Source organism: Bacillus sp. Pc3 (assembly GCF_000815145.1).
Lineage (GTDB): Bacteria > Bacillota > Bacilli > Bacillales > Bacillaceae > Bacillus > Bacillus velezensis.
This window is the reverse complement of sequence record NZ_CP010406.1, coordinates 3,928,665-3,950,865: the sequence shown is the minus strand read 5'-3', so window position 1 is coordinate 3,950,865 and position 22,201 is coordinate 3,928,665. Positions and strand designations below refer to the sequence as shown.

Genomic DNA, 22,201 nt, shown 5'->3' with positions numbered 1-22,201 from the left:
TATTCCATAACCGAGTATACTAAAAAAGCCCTTGTATACTCAATACAAAAGGGCTCATTCCCTGCGGGCGCTTTTTGTCAGGGGAGCGCAGGCGATTCTGGCTCCGGAATTTCCGCTCGGGTTTGTCAAATAATCGTCCGTATGTTCATGAATGACGAACGCGCTTCCGTCCCGGTCGAGCAGGCTGAGTCTGCTCCCTTCTTTTAATGAAGTTTGCGGCGCGTTCATAATGACATCCACTTTACCGTCAGCCCCCACTTCAAGATTGGGGAGATCCCCGGCGTGATGACCCATCGGATTGTTGAAGCCGTGTTCTTTGTTCAAAGGGTTGAACGGACCGCCGGCTGATTCGAAATCAGGTGCCTGACATGTCCCTTTTTCATAAATATGAAACCCGAGAGAAGTGCCGGGCGGCAGATGCCCCGCTGATATATGAATGTCTGACCCTTCATCATCAGATTCCCTCACTTCGATATATCCGATCGTTTTTCCGTTTTGATTGATGAGTCCGGCATGCTCACGGTATGCAGATGCTTCCAATGCGCGGCTTTCCCCATGTTTTTTGGGCGGAACAGGAGCGGGTCTCCCCCCGCAGCCGCAAAGCGTAATTGATGCGAGCATGAGAAAAAGCAAGAGACGATTCATGCTTCCTCCCCCTTATTTTTTTACCCATCAGTCTTGTCAAAACGTGAAAATGGTAAACAAAAAAAGCCCCGAAAGGCTTTTTTTAAAAATAACTGCGCGCTCCTAAATAAGCTTTTTTCCAATACGGATTGCTTAAGTTTGAAACTTCAACCCCGGAGGAGCTTGCGTGAATAAAATCTCCTCCGCCTAAATACATTCCCATATGAGAAGGGCCCGCTTTATATGTCGTAAAGAAGACAAAGTCGCCTGCTGACGGCTGGCTGATATGTTTCATCGTATTCCAATATCCGGCCGTGCTCAGACGGGAAACAGAGCTTACCTTATTTAAAAGGTAATAGATGTAACCGCTGCAATCGAAGCCCGCAGGCGTATTGCCTCCCCAGCGGTAAGGCACGCCGACATGTTTTTTCGCCTCGCCTATCATTCTGTCAATCTTTGACCCTGTCACCGGAGGTTCGGGAGTATTCGGCTTGTTTGGTTTTGCCGGTTTGTTATCCGGCTGCCGTACAGGATCTTCTGTTTTTCCCGTTCCGTTAATCACCAGAACTTGTCCGATTTGAAGCACATCAGTTGTCAATTTATTTTTTTCTCTGATGAGCTGAGCGGTGATGCCGAACCGATTAGCAATTTTCCAGAGGGAATCGCCTGCTTTTACTTTGTAAGTGGATGGCTTCTCAGAAGGGTTTGAATGAGATGGCGGTGTTGTGCCGCTGTTTCCGTTATGTGAAGAACCTTTGATCTTTAACACTTGATTCGGATACAGCATGTCTGATGTTAATTGATTCAGCTTTTTCAGATCGGCGATGGTGATGCCGGTTTGATTGGCGATTTTCCACAGCGAGTCACCCGGCTTCACAGTGTAAGTCCCTGATGCGCCTTTATCAGGCTTTGTCTGTCTGCCGCCTCCGTCCGTGCCGCCGGCAGACCCTTTAATTTTCAGTTTCTGGCCGGGATAGATGACATCTGAACTCAAACGGTTCAGGCTTCTCAGCTCAGAAACGCTCATTTTGTATTTTTTTGCGATCACCCATAACGAGTCTCCGTATGTAACTGTGTAGGCACCCGTGCTTCGTTTTCCCTTTTGCCCCGTTTTATGTGTGCCGCTGCCGTCAGGAATGTGCAGCCGCTGTCCTGGGTGGAGTATCGTTGATTTCAGTTTATTTTCCGCCTGCAGGGCTGAAATACTGGTATGATATTGCCGGGAAAGCTTCCAAAGAGAGTCGCCGCTTTTTACTTGAATGGTTTTTGCTTCAGCGGGATGCACGGCGAAGGTTGAAGTCATTACTGCAGATACAGCCAGTCCGGCTGCGATTTTTTTCTTCATATAACGAAAAACCTCCTATTTATCATTGCTGAAAGGGACATTCCTTTTTTTTGGACGCCGCCTGTTATGCAGGATTCATTCAGAAGTCGACATTAATTCCGATTCATTTGGCCTTAGATCATCACCAATGCCACACATTTTACATAAATTGAGAACATTTCACAAAAGACTTTGGAATCATTTTCATAACATGGCTTTTTTCCGCGACATTCCACCTTTCTTGTCTGTTTTTCATACAATTCTCTTTACGGCGTGAAAAATCCTCCCGAAAAACAATCAAAAAAAGCCCGCTTCCTTTAAAGGAAGCGGGTGACGGCTGATTACAGAACCCGGGTCTCGGCAGTTTTCACGTCTTCTGCTATCAATTCCGCTGCACGCTGTGCTCCGCCGGCCGCTTTCAGGGATTCTCCGATTTCAGAAGCTTTTGTCTGATATTCAGGATTTTCGCTCAATTCTTTTATTGCTTCAGTGAGCAGTTCCGCTGTTACATCTTCTTTTTTAAACATTTTGCCCGCGCCCGTGTTTTCCACTTGGCTTCCGACGGCGAACTGATCTGCGCCCATCGGAATGACGATCATCGGGGTTTTGTAGTAAAGCCCTTCGCTCGTACTGTTCATTCCGCCGTGAGTGATAAATAAGTCCGCTCTTTTCAGGATCTCAAGCTGCGGAACATAAGGCTTGACAATGACATTATCAGGAATTTCATCAAGCTCCGCAGGATCAAGATGTTTGCCGATTGACATGACGGCTTTTCCGTTAAAGTTTCTGACCGCTTTTAAGCATTTATTAAACAATTCCTTCTGATTGTTAAAAATCGTGCCCATGGAAATAAACAGGACTTTTTCTCCTGCAAGCTGTTCAAACGGGAAATCTTGAGCCGCCGCCCTTTCGGTTATGGACGGACCGACAAAGAGATAAGAATCGCCAAACTCTTCTTCTTTCGGCTGAAACGCTCTTGAAGTAAATACGATGGTTTTTCTGCCGTCATTTGAGAAAATATCATACGGCGTTTTAATGTCTGCGCTGAATTCTTCATTGAGCCGGCTGACCGCTTCGGTATAAGCCGGATAATGAGATGATTCCTCTGATACAAGGTTTGTATTTGAAAACACTTCTTTAATAAATGCTTCATTCATTGCAAATGTCGTACAAAGTGAATATGCCGGCAGTTTCAGCTGGTTTCTCACGAGCCTTCCTGCCAGAAAATGATGATCATACAGGATGTAGTCGTAGGATTCATCTTTTACTTCCTCAAGAATACGGAGTGCGGCTTTTTTGGAAGTCTCAATCATTAAAAGCAAAAACTCGGTAGCGTCCCGCTGTTCATCACCCGTTGCGTTTTTTCCGAATTCATCTTTTCGGAAATCTTCATATTCACGGAATTCCGCTCCGCTTGACGCGATTTTGTTCTCATATTCCTTCACGCCGTAATATACGACATGTTCCCCTTTTGCCTTCAGTTCTTTTACGACGCCTAAAGACGGATTGATATGGCCTTCTCCCGGAAAGCCGATCATCAATACATTTGCCATCTTTCCACTCCCTATTCTTTTAAATTTTATGTATATTTAAACGATAACATCAATACAGAAAAAGGTAAAGATGTTCACCTTATTAATATTAAATGGGTACAATATTCCCATTTTCTTATTATTTCGTATGAAGCGCCCGCGGCGAAACAAGCGGATACAGTCCGCCGTCTTTAGCAAAGGACATTTTTCCCGTTTCTTCTGAAACAACGAGCACGAGTGCATCAGTCACGGCCGAAAGTCCCATCGCGGCCCTGTGGCGCGTCCCGTATTTGAGATCGACATGTTTTGTTGTGAGCGGAAGCACATTGGCTGCTGATACAACTCGGTTTTCTCTGACCAATACGGCTCCGTCATGAAGCGGATTGCCGGGATAAAAAATACTCTCAATTAAAGCTGCACTGATCTCGGCATGCAGGCTGGTCCCTTTTTGTATCATTCCGTCCAGCGGATCTGCACGTTCAATCACAATCAGCGCTCCGTGTTTTTCTTCCGCCAGATGCTGCACGGCCCTCGCCAGCTCTGTATAGGAAGGCGTGAAATGTTCGATATATGACTGCAGGTAAAACGACGAAGCGACAGCCTGCATTTCCTGAAACGTATGTCCCAGTTCATCTAATTCGCAAAGAAGGCATTGGTCTTTTTCATTCAATGTCCGCAGTATCATTCCGGCATCCTCTGTAATTTGTTTCAAATACGTTTGAACGGCAGCGGTAAACGCGCTTTCCGTCATTTGAGTGTGGCGCATGTCACATCAGCTCCTTTCCCTTATTTTCTGCATCGTGCGCATGGATATGCGCCGCTGTGTGCACCATAATCATGAAAGGAGGCGCACATCATATGGAATTCGCACGGCTGATGCAATATATCTGCACCTTTTTAGGGGTCATTTCACTTTCATTCATTTATGCCAAGATGTTTAAAAAGCCGAAACCGGACAAAAAAGAGTAGGCCGGCTTTCATTGCTTTTTATACATAAAATGTTATAATTTCTCTCGTTAAAATAAAGAAACGGGGAACCTAACTTGAGAGAAACGAACACGATCGGCCAAAAGGTCAGACAGCTGTTACATATCTTCATTCCGATTTTAATCACACAGGCGGGCCTTTCCCTGATCACCTTTTTGGATACGGTGATGTCAGGGAAAGTGAGCGCTGCCGATTTAGCCGGGGTTGCAATCGGTTCAAGCCTGTGGACGCCGGTTTATACGGGCCTGGCAGGAATATTAATGGCCGTTACGCCCGTTGTTTCGCAGCTGTTTGGAGCCGGCAGACAAAAGGAAGTGCCGTTTTCCGTCATCCAGGCCGTTTATGTAGCGGCCGTTCTCAGTGCGGCGGTTATCCTGATCGGCTTTTTCACCGTTGATATGATCTTGGGACATTTGGGCCTGGAACCTCGTGTCCGGACGATCGCAAAACACTTTTTAGGATTTTTATCCCTCGGTATTTTTCCTTTGTTTGTGTACAACGTTTTGCGCTCGTTTATTGACGCACTCGGCAAAACGCGAGTCACAATGCTTATTACGCTTTGCTCATTGCCTATTAATTTTGTTTTAAATTATGTATTTATTTTCGGGAAATTCAACATGCCGGCATTGGGAGGAGTCGGGGCGGGGCTCGCTTCCGCCCTGACTTACTGGTGTATTTGCGCCATCAGCTTTTTTATCGTCTGCAGATTTGAGCCGTTTGCCGGGTACTCTGTATTTCGGAAACTGTACCGTTTTTCTCCGTCTGAATGCAGGAAGCTTTTGAAAATCGGATTGCCTATCGGTTTTGCGGTATTTTTTGAAACGAGCATTTTTGCGGCTGTCACACTGCTTATGAGCCATTTTCAGACGGTGACGATTGCAGCCCACCAAGCGGCAATGAATTTTGCTTCCCTCTTGTATATGCTGCCGCTCAGCGTATCCATGGCCATGACCATTTTGGTCGGCTTTGAAGCAGGTGCAAATCGCTATAGAGATGCCCGCTCATACAGCTATATCGGGATCGTGATGGCGCTTAGTTTTTCTTTATGCACGGCGGCTTTCATTTTACTGTTCAGGCCGCAAATCGCCGGAATGTATACATCAGATCCGGCGGTGCTCATGTTGACGCAGCACTTTTTAATCTATGCGCTGTTTTTCCAGCTTTCTGATGCCGTAGCAGCTCCGATACAAGGCGCTCTGAGAGGATATAAGGATGTCAACTATACACTTGGCGCGGCTTTTGTGTCGTATTGGATCATCGGGCTTCCGCTCGGTTACGCAGTCGGCACTTATACGAGCCTCGGGGCATACGGCTACTGGATCGGTTTAATTGCGGGACTTGCCGCAGGAGCTGTCGGTTTATTCTTCAGACTGATGAAGCTGCAAACGCGTTATGTAAAAAAAATGATAATTTCATAAAGGAGGAGCAGCAATGCCAAAACATAAACTGCTGTACGATTATTTAACTGAACGGGCGGAGGACATCAGTCAGACATGGTTTGATACGCTTCATGATACGGATCCTGATTCTGTTTATGCTTCTACTGACCCGGCTGTACTCACGAATCTGAAAAAACAAAATCTGGCGTTTAATTATCAGCTCAATCGGATTTTTTCTGAAGAGAAGGAAGTATATACAGCGGCATTGGAAAAGTGGGCGTTTGAAGCCGCACGGGATGAAGAACATTTAAAAACTCCCATCCATTACATCATTCGCGAGTTTATCAGAGTTCGTGATTTGTATGTCGGCCATGTCAAGCAGTTTACCAGACTTCATTCAGACACCTTGACAGAAGAAGATGCCGAAGATATATTCCATACGCTGATTAAATCGTTTGATGTGGTGATTCATATTTTCATAGAGGAAATGTATAAAAACACAAACATTCAGCTTGAAGCGCAAAAAGAATTGATCACCGAGCTGAGCTCGCCGGTAATTGTGCTTTTTGACAATGTCGGACTGCTGCCGCTGATCGGGGATATTGACACGGCAAGAGCAAAAATGATCTTGGAGAATACGCTGCACCAGTGTTCAGAGAAGCGCATCACGCAGCTGTACATTGATTTATCGGGCGTAGCCATGATTGATACGATGGTTGCCCAACAGCTTTTCACCTTAATTGAATCACTCGGAATGCTCGGCGTGAAAGCGACAATATCCGGAATCCGTCCTGAAATCGCCCAAACCGCAGTGCAGCTCGGACTGAGTTTTTCAAATTTATCAATAAGGTCTTCGCTTGCAGAAGCGATCGCTTCCGATCTGACACAAAAAAAGGGATAAGGCATTTCAGCCTTATCCCTTTTTTTATCAGTCTTTCCACGGATATGTCCAATACACTTCTTCTTCAAACCATGTCTGAAGAACCGGCTCGTTATTTTTTATTTTTTCTTCCAGCTCTCTCAGCATGCCTTCCGTTTGGGTGCGGTGCGCTTTTAAGGCATTCATTTTAATATCGGCAACCTCTTTAATATCAAGAATAACATCAGGCTTGCCGACGGCTTCCTCCCTGTTGCGGGTGATTGCCATGCAAAGCGTGCGCGGGCGGTCCTCTTTTTTCTTTCTGTAAAGCGCTCTGATAACCGCTTCGCCGCATGCATCATGATCCGGATGGACGCCGTGCTCCGGATAGAATGTGACAATCAGACTCGGTTTTACATCGTCGATAATCTCTTCCATCATATCCGCGAGCCACTCGTCATCTTCAAATTCAAGTGTTTTATCACGAAGCCCGAGCATTCTAAGGTCAGTAACGTCCATTGCTTTGCATGCGTCGATCAGCTCTTGTTTTCTTAACAGCGGCAGTGTTTCACGGTTCGCGAAAAAAGGATCTCCCATGTTCCGGCCCATTTCGCCAAGCGTTGCGCATGCATACGTAACGGGAATATCTTTTTGTCTGTGTAAAGCAATCAGCCCTGCCACTCCGTATGATTCATCATCAGGGTGAGGCAGGATGACGAGTACATGTTCTTTCATGATTTTCACCCTTTTCTTTAAACTGTAAACGGCTTTTCGCTGATTTGAAGCGAAATCGCCAATTTTCCGCCCGGCAGATGCCCTGCCATTAACAAGCGGTCTTCGTCATCTACTGTATATTCAGTCAGACCTTCTGCGTAAATCCAGCCTTCTTCCGTTTTCAAACCGACGCGGTACGGGCCGTTTCCTTTGATTTTCGCCTGATGGTACGTCACTTTTGCATTGCGTATATAGGCTACAACCGTCATGTTTTTCTCATTCAGATGCGCTGAATAAGAACCGGTCGTTGTTTCCAAATGGATATATACAGGACGATCGGCATATCGCTCTAAAGAAGTTTGCACATCTTCTTTTATGATCGCTTTCATAGCTGCTCCCCTCTTTCTTCTTTTAAAAATTGCAAACGCTTCGTATGTAGTTCAACCAATTCATATTTCTCAATCGGCCGCAGCCGGGAATCTACAATTCGCTGCACCGCCAGAGCAAACTTTTCCTCGGGTGACTTCCGGAGCCTCGGATGTGTTCTTTGATCAAGCAGTTCAAGATCAATTGCCTTCTCCGCTTCTTCAAGAGTTGAAGCCGGGAGAGTGCGGTTATTCCACAGTGCCTGATAGGCTTTTGCTATGTCTTTATCAGTGCCCATTGTACAGCTCCTTTACATACTCGTAATGATTATACATAATTTAAGCTATCGCTGGAAAGCGAAAGGCTTAGCGGCTTTTTATCGGCCGCTTCCATTTTATCTGTGAAAAGGTAAACAAAAGCAATGCTGCCCATATACAAATGAAGGTAAACGCTTTTTGCCCGGAAAACGGTTCATGATACACAAATACGCCGAGCATAAGGGTAATGGTCGGCGCTATATATTGCAAAATGCCGACTTGATACAGCGGCAGACGCTTTGCCCCCTCTGCAAACAGCAACAGCGGCAGAGCCGTAAATACGCCTGCGAAGAATAGGAGCGCCCATGTTCCTGCCCCCAAGGACCCGGGAGTGCTCCCGTCAGCTGTATATCCTAAATAAATAAGTGCAGCCGGGGTAATCAAAAGCGTCTCCAGCGTCAGTCCGATCGTGCTGGACATGCGGGTTCTTTTTTTACATAAGCCGTACAGACCGAAGCTGAATGCAAGCAGCAATGCGATATAAGGAACCGCGCCATATTGAAACGCAGATATGATCACGGCCGCCCCGGCAATAGAAACGGCTGCTGTTTGCATCTTGTTAAGCTTTTCTTTTAAGAATAGGATGCCCAAAAGAACGGAAACGAGCGGATTAATGTAGTACCCGAGACTTGCTTCAAGCAAAAAGCCGTGATTGACGGCCCATATGTACACAAACCAATTAACGGAAATTAAAACGGAAGCGAAAAAAAGCGCCAGCAGGCCCCCTTCCGATTTCAAAAGACGCAGTTCACGCCATCCGGTTTTCCACTTCTTAAGCACAGTTAAAAGCACACACATGAAAACAAATGACCATAAAATCCGGTGAGCTAAAATGTCCAATGCGGGTATTTGTTCAAGAAGTTTCCAATAGACCGGAAACAGCCCCCACATGACGAAAGAACAAGCGGTATAAATGATTCCTTTTCTTGCGTTATTCCCTTGCACGGCCTTCCCCTTCCTTTCTGTAAACAGATTATATTATATCACGGGAAGCTTCCGGCGGGCATATACTATGTTGTCCGTTAAGAAAGGGTGAGATGCCGTGTTTGATTGGAACAGATATTTTCCCTTCCAAAATCAGTTCTCTAAAGAAACGTTTAAAAATGCTGATCCGAAAGATGTCGAGACATATGTCAACCGAGTGATGGAAAGCGTATTCGGCGCCGGTTATGCCGGACAGTTCCCTTTTCGCGACCCAATGTCCAAAAAGGCCGAGCCGGTCGAAGCGGAACCGCCCAAGCCGGAAATTGACCTTTTTGAAACATCCGATCATGTTTTTGCGAAAATTCCCGCCGAACAAGAGGAACTCGACCGTATCAGGATTAAGCATACGTCACACAGCCTCGTTGTAGAGAACAGCAGTCTGGGAGAAGGAAAAAAAGAAATCGTCCTTCCGAGCCTCGTCAAACGGAAAGGAACAAAAGCAGTCTATAAAGACGGGATGATTGAAGTTATGTTTTCAAAACAGGAAGACTACAATCTATCGGAAGTGGAGATTTTAAGATAAAAAAACGGCCCGCGCGATGCAGGCCGTTTTTTCTTTAATAAAATGGCGGATAACCGCCGGCACCCGGCCCGAAACCGCCGTATGGGACGCCTCCGTATCCGTAACCGGCGAACCCGTACGGATAGCGGGGTCTTGTAAAGCCTGTGGCAATCACGCCTCCGAGAAGACCGCCTAAAAATCCGCCGAATAAAGGAGCGCCGAACAAAAAAGGACTTCTCGCCGGAAATCCGGCAGGACCGAAATTCCCGCGATACAATGCATGACGAGGGTACATGTTTTTCCTCCTTTATGTCTGCCTATTCTTAAGCGTATTCATAAAATGAGGAAATTGATTGGGCGATTGTAACAACATGTGCCTCTCTGTGATATTGCATTAATGTATAAATATTTTGGTTATAATTTGATTACATTTTGATTAACTGTTATACTTTTTTACAAGTTGCGACATGATAAAAAACCATCAGGGGGAATAAAATATGCCATTACTTCGTTTTGACGTTATTGAAGGCCGGGATGACGCAGCATTAAAGAAATTACTGGATACCGCCCATTACGCCATGGTTAAAGCTTTTGACGTCCCTGTAACGGACCGTTATCAGATCGTTCACCAGCATCGGCCTCATGAGCTTATCATTGAAGATACCGGGCTCGGTTTCAAAAGAAGCAAAGATCTTGTCATCATCAGCATTGTCAGCAAAGCGCGCACCGAACATCAAAAAGAAACGTTATATCAACTGATGGCTGATCAGCTTAAAACAGAATGCGGCATATCACCCGAGGACGTCATGATTTCCATTACAGAAAACGGGAACGCCGATTGGAGCTTCGGGCTTGGTGAGGCTCAGTTTTTAACCGGGAAACTGTAAAAGGCCTCCCGGCTTGTTCTGAATGATTGCAAACTGAATAAAAGAGGGATGTATGTTGGTTAGTGAGTTGTATCCTTGTTTAATATGCGGATTTAAAGGATTAGAGACAAGTCCCGTTTATAACGGCGAATATCAAAAAACATTTGATATTTGCCCCTGCTGCGGGTTTGAATTCGGCTACAGCGAGGACCATGACGTAAGCTTAGGGTTTATTGTAACGCCTGATCATTTAATTGAAGCGGCATTTCAGTTATACCGGAAACAGTGGATTGAGGGAGGAATGAAACTATTTTCTCCAAATGATGTCCCGGCGGAATATAAAAATGATCATTTCCTTACATTCGATGCTTTATTAAAGCAATTAAAAGACTTGAATCTCAATCTGAACAATTTTGATATTAATGGTTTTTATGACGAGTAAACATGATCATTAAGAAAAGGCTGCCTTGGGCAGCCTTTGTTATTCATCACATGTGTCGTTGTCAGATCCCCCGGGCTCGCAAAAACTGTCTGCCCATTTTTGCATTTCCTGAAAAACGGCTTGCAGGGCCAAGCCTTTATCAGTCAGTTTATAAATGACTTTGACAGGTGTTTCAGGCAGCACCTGACGCTCGACGATTTCATTTTGTTCCAGCTCTTTGAGCCGCTCCGCGAGCATTTTTTGGCTGATTGTCGGTATCGTTTCGGTCATATCTTTAAATCGTTTCGGCCCGTCCATCAGTACATGGATAATGAGGCCGTTCCAGCGCTTTCCCAAAAGAGAAAAAGCGGATTCCATTTTAGGACACATTGTATATCCCACGTGAGTTCATCCCTTCATCTATGAATTGACAAGTTTTTTGTGATCCATTAAAATTAGTTTTCGAGTTACATTTAGTAAGCTTCTAACTTTTCTATTATGATAACACGTTTATCCGAAGGAGGAAACATGATGACATCCGTATTAGACGTTTTAAAAGAACGCGCATCTGTTAAAGAATACGATAAAGACGCGGTCATTACAAAAGAGGAATTAACAGAACTCCTTGAAATCACAACGCAAGCGCCTTCCGCCTGGAACCTTCAGCATTGGCATTTTCAAGTCTTTCACAGTGATGAAGCAAAAGCTGCCCTGCTTCCGGTTGCTTTTAATCAAAAACAGATTATTGATTCATCAGCAGTTATTGCCGTATTAGGCGATTTAAAAGCAAATGAAAATGGTGAAGACGTTTATGCTGAACTGGCTGAGCAAGGCAATATCACAGAAGAGATTAAACAAACGCTTTTAGGCCAGATTAACGGTGCATATCAAAATGATCAGTTTGCCCGTGATTCAGCATTTTTAAACGCTTCTTTAGCAGCGATGCAGCTGATGCTTGCCGCTAAAGCAAAAGGCTACGACACTTGCGCGATCGGCGGATTCAATAAAGAGCAATTCGTTAAGGAATTCGACGTGAGCGAGCGTTTCGTGCCCGTCATGCTGATTTCAATCGGTAAAGCCGTTAAGCCGGCGCATAAAAGCAACCGGCTGCCTGTATCTAAAGTGTCAACTTGGCTGTAAGATGAAAGAAACCCTTAGTCCGCTTAAGCGGACTAAGGGTTTTTTATAGGAATCGCTCACTGTACCAGGTTCGTGCCTGCTCTGCTTCCTGCTGTGTGAGCTGATGACCGCCTTCCTGCCAAACAAGAGAAACGGATGCATGGGCATCTGTCAGATACTGATAAAGCTCCTCCGATTCTTCTTTTGTACATAGGGGATCGCGTTTTCCCGCACCGATAAACACAGGCATCCCTTCCATATCAGGCAGCTTCACTCCGCGTATCGGCACCATCGGATGATGCAGAACCGCTCCTTTCAGTACATCTTTATAATGAAACAAAAGACTTGCTGCAATATTGGCGCCGTTTGAATAGCCGGCAGCAATCACGTTTTCTCTGCTGAATCCGTACATTTGCGCCGCTTCATCAATAAAATTCTTTAATTCTTCCGTCCGTTCAATTAAATCTTTCTCGTCAAATACGCCTTCTTTCAGCCGCTTAAAAAAACGGGGCATGCCGTTTTCCGACACTGATCCTCTGACCCCGAGCAGACTTGCGTTCGGATCGATAAAACGTCCGAGCGACAGAAGATCATGTTCATTTCCTCCCGTTCCGTGCAAAAGCAGCAGAACATTTTCTGACGTTCCCTGTTCAAACACATGTTTCATCATCATTCTCCTTTCTCCATTTTGGGCAGAACAGCTGTAATCTGGCTGCGATGCTCTTCCAGCCATTCCGGAAGCTTCAGCTCTGTTCCGAGATTTTCAAAGGATTCATCCGTCATAAACCCCGGTTCATCGGTTGCCATTTCAAATAAAATGCCGCCGCTTTCCCTGAAATAGATTGATGTAAAGTAAGACCTGTCAAGAATGTCAGATGAAACAAGATGAGAATCAGCAAGAATATCCTTCCATTCCGCCTGCTCTTTTTCGCTAGTGCGGAAAGCGACATGATGAACCGTCCCGTAACCGCCGATACCTGCTTCTTTCGGCGCGAGATCAACATCTATAATATGTCCGATCCGCGCCTCCGATTGCAGCCTGACAATCTGCTGTTCTTCTCCTGTCTTTGAATAACCGAAGCGTTCTATGAGAAATTGAATGGTTGCTTCAGGACGGTACGAGTACAGAAGAACACCTCTCATGCCTGTGATCGCTTCTTTTTCAGTAATGCCCTCAGGAGACCATTCACTCTGTCCGCTTCTTTCATCTTCCATTATGGCAAGCGGCAGGTCTTCTGTATCATTAAAGAGAAGCACTTGTTCAGACAGCATGATCTGTTCTTTTACAGACAAGCCGTTTTCTTCAAGCCGGCGCTTCCAAAACGCGAGTGCTCCTTTCGGCACGGAGAAATAAATTCTTCCGGCCTGCCCTTTTCCCACGGTTCCCGGGCGGCTTCCCTGAAAAGGAAAAAATGTAATGATCGTACCCGGCTCTCCGTTTTGGTTGCCGAAATAAAAGTGATAAGTGGCCGGGTCGTCAAAATTAACGGTTTTTTTAACGAGCCGCAAACCCAGCACTTCAGTATAAAACCGAAGATTTTCAGCAGGATCTTTTGCAAATGCGGTAACATGGTGCAATCCTTGTGTATTCAATGTATTCACTCCTAAATATCTTGATTTCGAGATATTAACTATTCTAATTTAATATGAATGAAGATGCAACTAAAGTGTTTCAGTTAAAAAAGTAATAGAATTCTTTTTTTTCTGAAAAATATCTTGTGATCTTATCTGACACCTGCTATGATAAGGAGCATTATCAAGTTTCAGGAGGAAAGTAAATGGTCAGAAAAGCACTAATTTTCGTTCTCATCTTAATCCCTTTCAGCCAGCTGGCCCTGCTGTCAGTCGCTAATCGGGTTCATCCGATCATTATCGGGCTGCCTTTTTTTCATTTCTGGCTGCTTTTATGGATCGCAGTCACTCCATTATGTTCGTTTCTTATTTATAGGCTGCAGAAGAAACAAGGAGGACTGGACTGATGCCCGCAAATATAACAGCATTGATCATTACAGCCGTCATCGTTTTAACCGTTGTCTGTATCGGCTTTATAGCCGGGAGAGACAAATCATCACGCACTTCTGTTGAGGAATGGTCTGTCGGCGGCAGACGGTTCGGGGGGCTCCTCGTCTGGTTTTTAGTCGGCGCGGATCTCTATACGGCTTATACGTTTTTAGGCTTAACAAGCACTGCCTACACAGGGGGAAGCGTTGCTTTTTTTGCAATCCCGTATTCTGTTTTGGCGTATTTTATCGCGTATTTCTTTCTGCCGAAGCTGTGGAAAGTGGCAAAAATACACAAATTAACGACGCTTGCCGATTATGCCCGTGAGCGTTTTGACAGTAAACTTTTGGCCAGTCTTGTCGCCATTGTCGGCGTACTTATGCTCATTCCTTATATTTGTCTCCAGCTGAGCGGAATTCAAGATACGCTTCAGGTGGCCGGAACGGGTGTCATTAATGTCAATATGGTCGTCATCATCTCTTTTATTCTTGTAGCGCTGTATACTTTTTTCAGCGGAATTAAAGGGCCGACGTTTACGGCGATTATTAAAGACATTCTCGTGTGGGTGATTATGCTGTTTATGGTCGTCTCACTCCCGCTGATCCATTTTCACGGCTGGACGCCGATGATTCACACTTTGGCTGAAAAAGCGCCGCAAATGCTGACGATTCCGGACTCGGGGCCGAAAGGAATTCCTTGGTTTATCACAGCTTCCATCGTATCTGCGCTGGCGCTCTTTATGTGGGCGCATGCGGCAACCGGCGTATTTACGGCAAAAAGCGCAGATGCCGTCCGCAAAAACAGCATGTTTCTGCCGCTTTATAATATTGTTTTGATTCTTGTTATTTTTCTCGGCTTTATCGCGTTTCTTGTCCTGCCGGAAGATACCAATCCGCGGCTCGCTTTATTGAAGCTGATTCAAACGTCTTACGGCGGAGTCGCGCAGGGCTTTGCTTACTCCACGATTGCTCTTGCGTCATTGATTCCCTGCTCTATCATGGCCATCGGAGCATCAAACTTATTTGCGAATAACTTATATCGGGATTTGATTCACCCGAATGTGTCACCAAGCAAGCTGACGATGATCACCCGTTCAATGGTATTTGTCGTCATCGGGCTCGCGCTTTTATTCGGCATGCTGTTCCCGACTGCGCTCGTTACCCTTCAGCTTCTCGGTGTTTCCGGCATGGTTCAGATCTTTCCGGCTATCGCCGTCAGTCTGTTTTGGAAGAATCAAACGAAAGAAGCGACAATTATCGGTCTTCTCGTCGGTCTTATCGTGACATTCACGGTAAATATCACCCAATCCGCCCACGGTATATATGAAGGCTTTTGGGGTTTGACCGCTAATATGGCAGCCGTTATTGTCCTCAACCCGTTTTTTGTAAAAAAAGCGGCTTCAAACGCCGTCAAAGACGGTTTATTCAATAAAGCGCCTTCTGATGAACTGAACCAAAAAGGCGCTTAACAGAAAGAAGCCGGCACGTAAATGTGCCGGTTTTTTACTTTTTCCACTTCCATTTGTAGGTAGCTACGGTTTTAGCCGGGATGACGGCTTCAAACTGCCGATTTTCTGAAACGACATGGAATTTCTGATCGGCGGATGTCTGGTTGATTACGACTGTCACAACGGATTGATCAGGATTAAGGAACGATACATTCGAGACTGTGTTTTTGGAGCCGTAATTACTTTCTATCCGCTTTGCTCCCCGGTCGATAAATTTTGAAAAGTTGCCTGTCATATGAAAGATCGGGATATTCCAATAGCGGTCAGGGTTTTTAGCATCCTGAATAAACAGCGTCGGGTCTGGGGTGCCTATCCAATGATGCGTCTTGATTTGACTGTCGAGCATCGTCACCCACGCATTGTAGCTCGACGCGCCGTTGCGGAAATACTGCGCGATCCGGTCCGCCCCTGCCGTCCCCCAGACAGACCGCTCCGTTAAGTGAATAGATTGATCAGGATATCTCTTTCCGATCTCCGACATGACGGAAAGATCACCGTCATAATCGTGAAAAGCGATGCCGTCTGCCGCCCGGTTTCCTTTTTTATCATCTAAAATCGGCGGAATATAGTTCCACGCCCCGCTCGCATTGTGATCATAAATCCAAATTTTCGTGTCAATTATGTGTTTTTTCATTTCTTTTTTTAAGGCCAGTGCCAGTTTGCGCTGCTGAGACGGCGGCATATACATGCTCGGATAGTCGATTTCCAGCAAAGGTTCATTTTGAAGGGTCATGGCATAAATCGGAATTCCTTGCTTTTCGTACGCCTCAATAAATTTGCGGAAGTAAACGGCCAGTGCGCCGATATATTTATCTTTCAGCTTTCCCCGCTTGAGGTTTTCATTCGTTTTCATCCAAGCCGGCGGACTCCACGGCGAGGCAATGATTTTCAGTTCCGGATTTATCGCCAGCGCTTCCTTGATGGTTGCTGTAATGTGTAAATCAATATCCTTTTGAATCGAGAAATGATGGAGCTTAGGATCTGTTTGGCCTTCAGGCATATCGTCATACGTATAAAATTCCTGTGCCGTAAAATCAGATGTCCCGATCGTTATGCGCATAACGTCCATTCCGATACCATCTTTGGGATCAACCAGTTTTTTCAGCACTTCTTTTCTTTTTGCGGGTGTCATTTTTGATAAATTATGGATTGTGGATTCTTCCAGGGACGATCCTACGCCTAACACACTTTGATAGCGGCGCGACGGATCAATATACACAGCGGCGGAGTCAGAAGCCTTCTTTTTTGTCAATGTAAGCGGTGTTTGTTCGTCTAAGGCGTATTTCACTTCCAGCGGCCCGTCATACCACGTACGGGAAGCCGGATCTTTTTCAGAACTGAACCACACCCTTACTTTGTTTTTGTCTGAAGCCTTCCGATCAGCCGCATACACTTCGGTTTCCGTGCTGCTTGATATGAAAAAGAAAAACATAAGAAAAACCAGGGTCATGTGCAGACCTTTTTTAAAAAACATGAACCACCATCCCTTTCCTTATTTTTATAAGCGATTCTAAATGAAAAGCCGGACAGTCACCTCCTTTCCGCTTAAATGAATACGCTTTCAAAATTACTGATAAAAAGCCGGCTTCACACAACGGTGAAGCCTTCCCTTTTTACACCTTTAAGATACATATGAGCCGTTTGTTTCAATCACTTTTTTATACCATTCAAATGAGTCTTTCTTAAGCCGCCTCATTGAACCGTTGCCTTCATTATCCCGATCAACATAAATCATGCCGTAGCGTTTTTTCATTTCTCCGGTTGTAAATGACACGATATCAATAATTCCCCATGGTGTATAGCCCATTACATCCACACCATCATATGTGATTGCTTTTTTCAAAGCTTTTATATGTGACGATAAATATTCAATTCTTGAAGTGTCATGAATTGAACCGTCCTCTTCTAATGTGTCGATGGCGCCGAATCCGTTTTCCACGATAAATAATGGAATCTGGTAGCGGTCGTATAAGCGGTTTAATGTGTATCGTAAACCGGTCGGGTCAATCGCCCAGCCCCAATCACTCGCTGTAATATAAGGATTTTCCACGCCGTTTGGCAATCCTCCGTTTACGACATCCCCGGTATTATCGTTTGATACATCACTTTTTACGGTTGTAGACATGTAATAGCTGAATCCGAGGTAGTCCACTCGGCCGTTTTTCAAAATCTCTTCATCACCGTCTTCAAAGTGTATCTGATAGCCTTCTCTTTCAAATTCTTTTAACGCATAGCTTGGATAATATCCGCGAACCTGCACGTCCGGGAAGAAAAAACGCTGTCTCATCGTTTCTTCAGCCAGCATCACATCGTCGGGGTGAGATGAGTACGGGTAAATCGGAACATGTGATACCATCGCGCCGATCCTGAACTCGGGATTGATTTTCCTTCCCTTCGAAACAGCCAATGCGCTTGCCAGCAGTTCGTGATGGCCGGCCTGATACATGACTTCTTTTGCGTTTTCGTTTTCTTTGACGGCGACGCCCGAGTTCGTCCATAAAAAGATAGGATTATTCACATCCATCTTATTATTGATTTCGTTAAACGTCATCCAATACTTCACCTTATGTTTATAGCGTTCAAAACACACTTCAGCGAATTTTACAAAAAATCCGACTGTTTTTCTGTTTCTGAAACCGCCGTATTCTCTCGCCAAATGCAGCGGCATCTCAAAATGTGACAACGTGATTACCGGTTCAATCCCATGTTTCAGCAATTCATCAAACACCCGGTCGTAAAAAGCCAATCCTTCCTCATTGGGCTCGGCTTCATCACCTTTAGGAAAAATTCTGCTCCAGCCGATGGACGTTCTTAAACATTTCAGACCCAGCTCGCTGAATAATGCGATGTCCTCTTTATAACGATGATAAAAATCAATCGCTTCATGATTCGGATAAAATTCCCGCTCTTCAATTGTATCTGTTATTTTCCGGGGCACACCATGCGCACCTGCTGTCATAACGTCCACTACACTCGGTCCCTTGCCGCCTTTATTCCATCCCCCTTCAAATTGGTGGGCGGCCAGAGCGCCTCCCCATAAAAAATCTTTTGGCAATGTCCCCATCGTTTATATCCTCCTTTATTTGACTGCCGCTTGCATGCCGAATAAATGCACTGCAGCCGCTTCAAGCATCCGCTTCGCAAGTGCAGAAGAATTCCTGCCTTCATTTTCATATTATACGTTTACATTATAATTGTACCGGTATAATTTATCAATACATAAACAATTATAGTTAATTTACGAAATGGCTTTTAAAAACGATTATGCTATAATTCTGGAAGAAGCGGGACAATAAATGAATGAGGAATGTATATGTTAAAATACCAGCAAATCGCGATAGATATTGAAAAATACATAGAAGAACATCAGCTGCAGCAAGGGGATAAACTGCCTGTGCTGCAAACCTTAATGACCCGGTTTAACGTGAGCAAAAGCACGATCACCAAGTCCTTAGATTTATTAGAAAAAAAGGGGATTGTGTTTCAAGTGAGGGGAAGCGGCATTTTTGTCAGACGGAATAAAAGAAAAGGGTATATCAGTCTGCTTTCTAATCAGGGATTTAAAGAATCGCTGGAAGATTTTAATGTCACTTCCAAATTATTAGCGCTGGAAGTGAGAAAACCCACGCCTGAGGCTGCCCAAAATCTGAATATGCCGCCTGACGGCGACGTGTATTATGTCAAGCGAATCCGATATATTGACGGGCTGACATTGTGTATCGAAGAGTCATTTTACAACAAATCGATTATTACGTATTTGAATAAAGAGATCGTGGCAGAATCAATATTTGATTATATTAGAGAAGGTCTCGGATTAAAGCGCGGTTTTTCAGATTTATATCTGTACGCGGGGATGTTAAATGAGGAAGAAGCGGAGTACTTAGGCCTGTTTACAGGAGCGCCTAAGCTTTGCGTTGAAACGATTTTTCATTTAACCAACGGCCAGCCGTTTGACTTCTCAAAAGTCACCTATCACTATGAGCAATCACAGTTTTTCATTCAGGCGAACAGCCACCTTTTTGAACAGGAAACGACATAAGACGGGCTTTTCGCAAACAGAAAACACCCAATGCGCGAGCGGCGCATCGGGTGTTTTTTACTATTTCATATTCTTATTTAATGTTTCAACGGCTTTTTTCATTTGTGTATCGTTGTCCGCAAGCTGTTTTTGCAGATCCGTCATCAATTTTGCCGTTGTGTCTCCCTTTATAATGCCTGTTTGTTTCAGTTTCTCTTTTGCTTGGAATTGTTTAACGGCTTGTTCAAATGCTTTATCATACGTGCCGTTTACTTTCACGCTGTACCCCAGCGCTTTCAGCATTTTTTGCGCATTTGTGACGGTCGTTCCGGAATCCCCGTATTTGTATGTTTTTTTCGCATCTAAATACGGCAGGTTCGCATATTCAGGAAGCTTAACCTGATATTGCGGTTTGATGCCTTTTTTATGAATCCACTCTCCGTCCGCTGTCAGCCATTTAGCGATTGTCAGTTTAACGGTAGAACCGTCGCTGTAATCTTTTGCCGTCTGCACGGTTCCTTTTCCGAACGTTTTCTCGCCGATCAGCGGAATGCCCGATGATTCATGCAGCGCAGCCGACATGATTTCTGCGGCGCTCGCGGTGCCGTCATTGACGAGGACGACTGTCGGTTTTGTCACTTTGCGCTCTTTCGTCGCTTTCATAACCTCTTTCGTGCCGTCTTTGTATTCGACCTGCATGATATTTTTCCCTTTATCGATAAACATGTTGCTCATTTTGATGGCTTCATCCATCAGTCCGCCCGGGTTGCCCCTTAAATCGAGAATGTATCCTTTCGCTCCTTGTTTTTCGAGGCTGTCAATGGCTGAATTCAGCTCTTTTGCCGTCGATTCGGAGAAGGATGTGATTTGGATTTCGCCGATGTCTCCTTTTTTCATTTCAGAGTACACCGTTTCAACCGGAATGGTGTCACGTTTGATCGACAGGTTCAGATCGCCGACACCCGCTCTGTGCAGCACGAGCTTGACGTTTGTTCCCTTTTTGCCGCGGATTAATGCGACGGCTTCGTTTACATTAAGGCCCTTAACGCTTTTGCCGTTGACCTTCAAAATCTGGTCATTCGGTTTAACCCCCGCTTTTTCCGCGGGTGACCCTTTAATCGGCGATACGATCAGGATACTGCCGTCCTTTTCTTCCACTTGTGCGCCGATGCCTTCAAACGAAGCGGAAATTGTTTCTTCAAAAGACTTTCCTTCCTGCGGGTCCATATAAGAAGAATATGGATCATCCAGGGAACTGATCATGCCTTTTATCGCTCCGTCTACTAATTTGCTGTCATCTGTTTTTTGATAGTAATCACTTTTAATCTGTTCGTAGGCTTTATTGAATTTCTCAAATTTGCTGTTCGTCAAAGCAGCCGAGCCTTGTCCGAAAATGGTCGTATTGCCCGTGATAAACAGCGTAAGCGCCGAGGCTGCGACCGCGGTGATCAATATAATAAAAAACAGTTTAAATTGCCGCTTCAAGAAAACACCACCTTTTTATTCTTACATTATTATCATAGACGAACGCTCATTCGTCAACTTCAAACGTGAGGCGCCCTTCTTTCCCGTTTACCCAAACCTATGTTTTTCTCTCAACATATGCTGAGGAAAAAAGGAGGATTCGGCCTTTGAGCAAATATTTAGAAATGCTGTCCTTATTCGGAGTCGGAGGGGCTCACCCGGGCGGGCTCGCTTTTTCCAAAGCCGTTCTCACAAAAGCGGCTCCTCCTCCTGGCGAACCGATTCTTGACGCCGGCTGCGGAACGGGACAGACGGCCGCTTATCTCGGCCACCTGCTGTACCCCGTCACCTGTGTTGATAAGGATCCCCTTATGCTTGAAAAAGCAGCAAAACGATTTGCCGCTGAAGGCTTAACCATTCCGGGCTATTTGGCGGAGCTTGAGCGGCTCCCGTTTGCTGAAAATCAATTTTCCGCCGTTCTTTCCGAATCAGTTCTCACCTTTTCAAATCTTGATTCATCGCTGTCTGAAATCCTGCGGGTCCTTAAACCCGGGGGTATGCTGATCGGCATTGAAGCTGCTTTACAAAAGCCCATGCCGGAAAATGCCATCACGCAGATAAAAGACTTCTACGGTTTTACCGTATTGCAGGATGAAACGTCATGGAAACAGAGATTGCTTCAGCAAGGCTTTCAAAAAGCGGATTTCATTCCCGCTGTCTATGAAAACAATGCGCAGGAGCCGACTACAGAAATGGATTTATCGCCCGTTATTCAGCCGGTTCACTACGATACGCTGACGGCTCATTACGAGCTTATGCAGACGTACCGTGAATATATGGGACACTGCGCTTTTGTCGCTTACAAGTAAAACGGCGATTGTCCTCCTGTTTTCGTCCAACCTTTTTACCGCACTCTATCATAAGCTGACATAGAAAGATAGGTTGGATAGGAGGAGAAAAGATGCAAAACTATTATCATCTTTGCCGGCAGCACCAGGGAAAAGTAGCAAGGATTACAGAACGAAACGGCAGAGTCCACGTCGGAAGAATCGTACGGGTGACTAACAGCAAAGTGTATATCGCCCCTGTCGGCGGCCGTCACAGAGGATACGGGTTCGGCTATTGGGGAGGCTGGGGAGGCTGGGGAGCAGCCTACGGTATCGGCCTTGGTTTAATTACCGGATTTGCGCTTGGAGGTTTACTCTTCTGGTAATAAA

26 protein-coding genes are annotated in these 22,201 nt (G+C 45.2%); 11 read left to right on the top strand and 15 right to left on the bottom strand.

Features of this window, described 5'->3' with window-relative positions; all coding sequences use genetic code 11:
* Positions 1–54: 54 nt before the first annotated feature.
* From SB24_RS19115 to cdaS, 4 genes are all read right to left on the bottom strand, one after another.
* Positions 55–645, bottom strand: a complete 591-nt coding sequence (locus SB24_RS19115; protein WP_007407968.1) for a superoxide dismutase family protein — start codon at positions 643–645, stop codon at positions 55–57.
* Between the two features lie 82 nt (positions 646–727).
* Positions 728–1,969, bottom strand: coding sequence for a C40 family peptidase (locus SB24_RS19110; RefSeq protein ID WP_039254872.1), 1,242 nt, complete (start codon positions 1,967–1,969; stop codon positions 728–730).
* A 320-nt stretch (positions 1,970–2,289) separates the two neighbouring features.
* On the bottom strand, positions 2,290–3,501 hold the full coding sequence (locus SB24_RS19105; RefSeq protein WP_039254869.1) for a macrolide family glycosyltransferase: 1,212 nt from the start codon (positions 3,499–3,501) through the stop codon (positions 2,290–2,292).
* Between the two features lie 118 nt (positions 3,502–3,619).
* Positions 3,620–4,246, bottom strand: coding sequence for a sporulation-specific diadenylate cyclase CdaS (cdaS, locus tag SB24_RS19100; RefSeq protein ID WP_015417634.1), 627 nt, complete (start codon positions 4,244–4,246; stop codon positions 3,620–3,622).
* Between the two features lie 277 nt (positions 4,247–4,523).
* Here cdaS and SB24_RS19095 point away from each other — a divergent pair, with 277 nt between their 5' ends.
* Positions 4,524–5,885 (top strand): MATE family efflux transporter, encoded by a 1,362-nt coding sequence (locus SB24_RS19095; RefSeq protein WP_015417635.1) that lies wholly within the window; start codon positions 4,524–4,526, stop codon positions 5,883–5,885.
* 13 nt (positions 5,886–5,898) lie between these two features.
* Positions 5,899–6,747: an STAS domain-containing protein gene (locus SB24_RS19090; protein WP_015417636.1), complete on the top strand. Its 849-nt coding sequence runs from the start codon at positions 5,899–5,901 to the stop codon at positions 6,745–6,747.
* Positions 6,748–6,774: 27 nt separating this feature from the next.
* Here SB24_RS19090 and bshB2 read toward each other — a convergent pair whose 3' ends face one another.
* From bshB2 to rarD, 4 genes are all read right to left on the bottom strand, one after another.
* Positions 6,775–7,440, bottom strand: coding sequence for a bacillithiol biosynthesis deacetylase BshB2 (bshB2, locus tag SB24_RS19085; protein WP_007407961.1), 666 nt, complete (start codon positions 7,438–7,440; stop codon positions 6,775–6,777).
* 17 nt (positions 7,441–7,457) lie between these two features.
* Entirely contained in the window at positions 7,458–7,808 is a 351-nt protein-coding gene (locus SB24_RS19080) for a YojF family protein (RefSeq protein WP_007611980.1), read from the bottom strand.
* Positions 7,805–8,083, bottom strand: a complete 279-nt coding sequence (locus tag SB24_RS19075) for a hypothetical protein (protein ID WP_003153742.1) — start codon at positions 8,081–8,083, stop codon at positions 7,805–7,807. Before SB24_RS19075 ends, SB24_RS19080 begins: the two co-directional genes overlap by 4 nt.
* Before the next feature lie 67 nt (positions 8,084–8,150).
* Positions 8,151–8,993, bottom strand: coding sequence for an EamA family transporter RarD (gene rarD / locus SB24_RS19070; RefSeq protein WP_228750729.1), 843 nt, complete (start codon positions 8,991–8,993; stop codon positions 8,151–8,153).
* A 151-nt stretch (positions 8,994–9,144) separates the two neighbouring features.
* Between rarD and SB24_RS19065 the strand changes: the two genes are divergently transcribed.
* Positions 9,145–9,609, top strand: coding sequence for a hypothetical protein (locus tag SB24_RS19065; protein WP_039254863.1), 465 nt, complete (start codon positions 9,145–9,147; stop codon positions 9,607–9,609).
* Between the two features lie 34 nt (positions 9,610–9,643).
* Here SB24_RS19065 and SB24_RS19060 read toward each other — a convergent pair whose 3' ends face one another.
* A complete protein-coding gene (locus SB24_RS19060) occupies positions 9,644–9,883 on the bottom strand; it encodes a hypothetical protein (RefSeq protein WP_003153736.1) in 240 nt (79 codons plus the stop codon).
* Positions 9,884–10,085: 202 nt separating this feature from the next.
* Here SB24_RS19060 and SB24_RS19055 point away from each other — a divergent pair, with 202 nt between their 5' ends.
* Positions 10,086–10,475: a tautomerase family protein gene (locus SB24_RS19055; protein WP_003153733.1), complete on the top strand. Its 390-nt coding sequence runs from the start codon at positions 10,086–10,088 to the stop codon at positions 10,473–10,475.
* Positions 10,476–10,527: 52 nt separating this feature from the next.
* On the top strand, positions 10,528–10,896 hold the full coding sequence (locus tag SB24_RS19050; RefSeq protein WP_039254861.1) for a hypothetical protein: 369 nt from the start codon (positions 10,528–10,530) through the stop codon (positions 10,894–10,896).
* A gap of 39 nt (positions 10,897–10,935) precedes the next feature.
* Here the strand turns inward: SB24_RS19050 and SB24_RS19045 are convergent, their stop codons facing one another.
* On the bottom strand, positions 10,936–11,277 hold the full coding sequence (locus tag SB24_RS19045; RefSeq protein ID WP_039254860.1) for a transcriptional regulator YodB: 342 nt from the start codon (positions 11,275–11,277) through the stop codon (positions 10,936–10,938).
* 129 nt (positions 11,278–11,406) lie between these two features.
* On the opposite strand from SB24_RS19045, the gene SB24_RS19040 reads away from it, so the two are divergent.
* Positions 11,407–12,015, top strand: a complete 609-nt coding sequence (locus SB24_RS19040) for a nitroreductase family protein (protein WP_003153727.1) — start codon at positions 11,407–11,409, stop codon at positions 12,013–12,015.
* Positions 12,016–12,058: 43 nt separating this feature from the next.
* Here SB24_RS19040 and SB24_RS19035 read toward each other — a convergent pair whose 3' ends face one another.
* Together SB24_RS19035 and SB24_RS19030 are read right to left on the bottom strand one after the other, a co-directional pair.
* The gene (locus tag SB24_RS19035; RefSeq protein WP_023356960.1) at positions 12,059–12,661 is read right to left on the bottom strand and encodes an alpha/beta hydrolase; all 603 of its coding nucleotides are present in this window, start codon (positions 12,659–12,661) and stop codon (positions 12,059–12,061) included.
* 2 nt (positions 12,662–12,663) lie between these two features.
* The gene (locus SB24_RS19030) at positions 12,664–13,587 is read right to left on the bottom strand and encodes a ring-cleaving dioxygenase (RefSeq protein WP_039254856.1); all 924 of its coding nucleotides are present in this window, start codon (positions 13,585–13,587) and stop codon (positions 12,664–12,666) included.
* Positions 13,588–13,772: 185 nt separating this feature from the next.
* Between SB24_RS19030 and SB24_RS19025 the strand changes: the two genes are divergently transcribed.
* Both SB24_RS19025 and SB24_RS19020 read left to right on the top strand, forming a co-directional pair.
* Positions 13,773–13,973, top strand: a complete 201-nt coding sequence (locus SB24_RS19025) for a DUF3311 domain-containing protein (protein WP_003153716.1) — start codon at positions 13,773–13,775, stop codon at positions 13,971–13,973.
* Positions 13,973–15,463 carry a sodium:solute symporter family protein gene (locus tag SB24_RS19020; protein WP_015417642.1) on the top strand — a complete coding sequence of 497 codons (1,491 nt, stop codon included), beginning with the start codon at positions 13,973–13,975 and terminating at the stop codon, positions 15,461–15,463. Before SB24_RS19025 ends, SB24_RS19020 begins: the two co-directional genes overlap by 1 nt.
* A 34-nt stretch (positions 15,464–15,497) precedes the next feature.
* On the opposite strand, the gene SB24_RS19015 is transcribed toward SB24_RS19020, so the two are convergent.
* Both SB24_RS19015 and bglA read right to left on the bottom strand, forming a co-directional pair.
* A complete protein-coding gene (locus tag SB24_RS19015) occupies positions 15,498–16,976 on the bottom strand; it encodes a glycoside hydrolase family 30 protein (protein WP_039254852.1) in 1,479 nt (492 codons plus the stop codon).
* A 147-nt stretch (positions 16,977–17,123) separates the two neighbouring features.
* Positions 17,124–18,566 carry a 6-phospho-beta-glucosidase BglA gene (gene bglA / locus SB24_RS19010; RefSeq protein ID WP_033574672.1) on the bottom strand — a complete coding sequence of 481 codons (1,443 nt, stop codon included), beginning with the start codon at positions 18,564–18,566 and terminating at the stop codon, positions 17,124–17,126.
* 249 nt (positions 18,567–18,815) lie between these two features.
* Here bglA and SB24_RS19005 point away from each other — a divergent pair, with 249 nt between their 5' ends.
* Positions 18,816–19,541 (top strand): GntR family transcriptional regulator, encoded by a 726-nt coding sequence (locus tag SB24_RS19005; protein ID WP_015417645.1) that lies wholly within the window; start codon positions 18,816–18,818, stop codon positions 19,539–19,541.
* A 60-nt stretch (positions 19,542–19,601) separates the two neighbouring features.
* On the opposite strand, the gene ctpA is transcribed toward SB24_RS19005, so the two are convergent.
* Positions 19,602–21,005 (bottom strand): carboxy-terminal processing protease CtpA, encoded by a 1,404-nt coding sequence (gene ctpA, locus SB24_RS19000; protein WP_039254848.1) that lies wholly within the window; start codon positions 21,003–21,005, stop codon positions 19,602–19,604.
* 146 nt (positions 21,006–21,151) lie between these two features.
* Here ctpA and SB24_RS18995 point away from each other — a divergent pair, with 146 nt between their 5' ends.
* Positions 21,152–21,853, top strand: coding sequence for a class I SAM-dependent methyltransferase (locus tag SB24_RS18995; protein WP_015417647.1), 702 nt, complete (start codon positions 21,152–21,154; stop codon positions 21,851–21,853).
* A gap of 92 nt (positions 21,854–21,945) precedes the next feature.
* Positions 21,946–22,197, top strand: coding sequence for a hypothetical protein (locus SB24_RS18990; protein WP_007612011.1), 252 nt, complete (start codon positions 21,946–21,948; stop codon positions 22,195–22,197).
* Positions 22,198–22,201: the final 4 nt, after the last annotated feature.

Coding starts and splice junctions, on each gene's coding strand:
- SB24_RS19115 (WP_007407968.1), bottom strand. CDS start 645: ATGAATCGTCTCTTGCTTTTTCTCATGCTCGCATCAATTACGCTTTGC.
- SB24_RS19110 (WP_039254872.1), bottom strand. CDS start 1,969: ATGAAGAAAAAAATCGCAGCCGGACTGGCTGTATCTGCAGTAATGACT.
- SB24_RS19105 (WP_039254869.1), bottom strand. CDS start 3,501: ATGGCAAATGTATTGATGATCGGCTTTCCGGGAGAAGGCCATATCAAT.
- cdaS (WP_015417634.1), bottom strand. CDS start 4,246: ATGCGCCACACTCAAATGACGGAAAGCGCGTTTACCGCTGCCGTTCAA.
- SB24_RS19090 (WP_015417636.1), top strand. CDS start 5,899: ATGCCAAAACATAAACTGCTGTACGATTATTTAACTGAACGGGCGGAG.
- bshB2 (WP_007407961.1), bottom strand. CDS start 7,440: ATGAAAGAACATGTACTCGTCATCCTGCCTCACCCTGATGATGAATCA.
- SB24_RS19080 (WP_007611980.1), bottom strand. CDS start 7,808: ATGAAAGCGATCATAAAAGAAGATGTGCAAACTTCTTTAGAGCGATAT.
- SB24_RS19075 (WP_003153742.1), bottom strand. CDS start 8,083: ATGGGCACTGATAAAGACATAGCAAAAGCCTATCAGGCACTGTGGAAT.
- rarD (WP_228750729.1), bottom strand. CDS start 8,993: ATGTGGGGGCTGTTTCCGGTCTATTGGAAACTTCTTGAACAAATACCC.
- SB24_RS19060 (WP_003153736.1), bottom strand. CDS start 9,883: ATGTACCCTCGTCATGCATTGTATCGCGGGAATTTCGGTCCTGCCGGA.
- SB24_RS19055 (WP_003153733.1), top strand. CDS start 10,086: ATGCCATTACTTCGTTTTGACGTTATTGAAGGCCGGGATGACGCAGCA.
- SB24_RS19050 (WP_039254861.1), top strand. CDS start 10,528: ATGTTGGTTAGTGAGTTGTATCCTTGTTTAATATGCGGATTTAAAGGA.
- SB24_RS19040 (WP_003153727.1), top strand. CDS start 11,407: ATGACATCCGTATTAGACGTTTTAAAAGAACGCGCATCTGTTAAAGAA.
- SB24_RS19035 (WP_023356960.1), bottom strand. CDS start 12,661: ATGAAACATGTGTTTGAACAGGGAACGTCAGAAAATGTTCTGCTGCTT.
- SB24_RS19025 (WP_003153716.1), top strand. CDS start 13,773: ATGGTCAGAAAAGCACTAATTTTCGTTCTCATCTTAATCCCTTTCAGC.
- SB24_RS19020 (WP_015417642.1), top strand. CDS start 13,973: ATGCCCGCAAATATAACAGCATTGATCATTACAGCCGTCATCGTTTTA.
- SB24_RS19015 (WP_039254852.1), bottom strand. CDS start 16,976: ATGTTTTTTAAAAAAGGTCTGCACATGACCCTGGTTTTTCTTATGTTT.
- bglA (WP_033574672.1), bottom strand. CDS start 18,566: ATGGGGACATTGCCAAAAGATTTTTTATGGGGAGGCGCTCTGGCCGCC.
- SB24_RS19005 (WP_015417645.1), top strand. CDS start 18,816: ATGTTAAAATACCAGCAAATCGCGATAGATATTGAAAAATACATAGAA.
- SB24_RS18990 (WP_007612011.1), top strand. CDS start 21,946: ATGCAAAACTATTATCATCTTTGCCGGCAGCACCAGGGAAAAGTAGCA.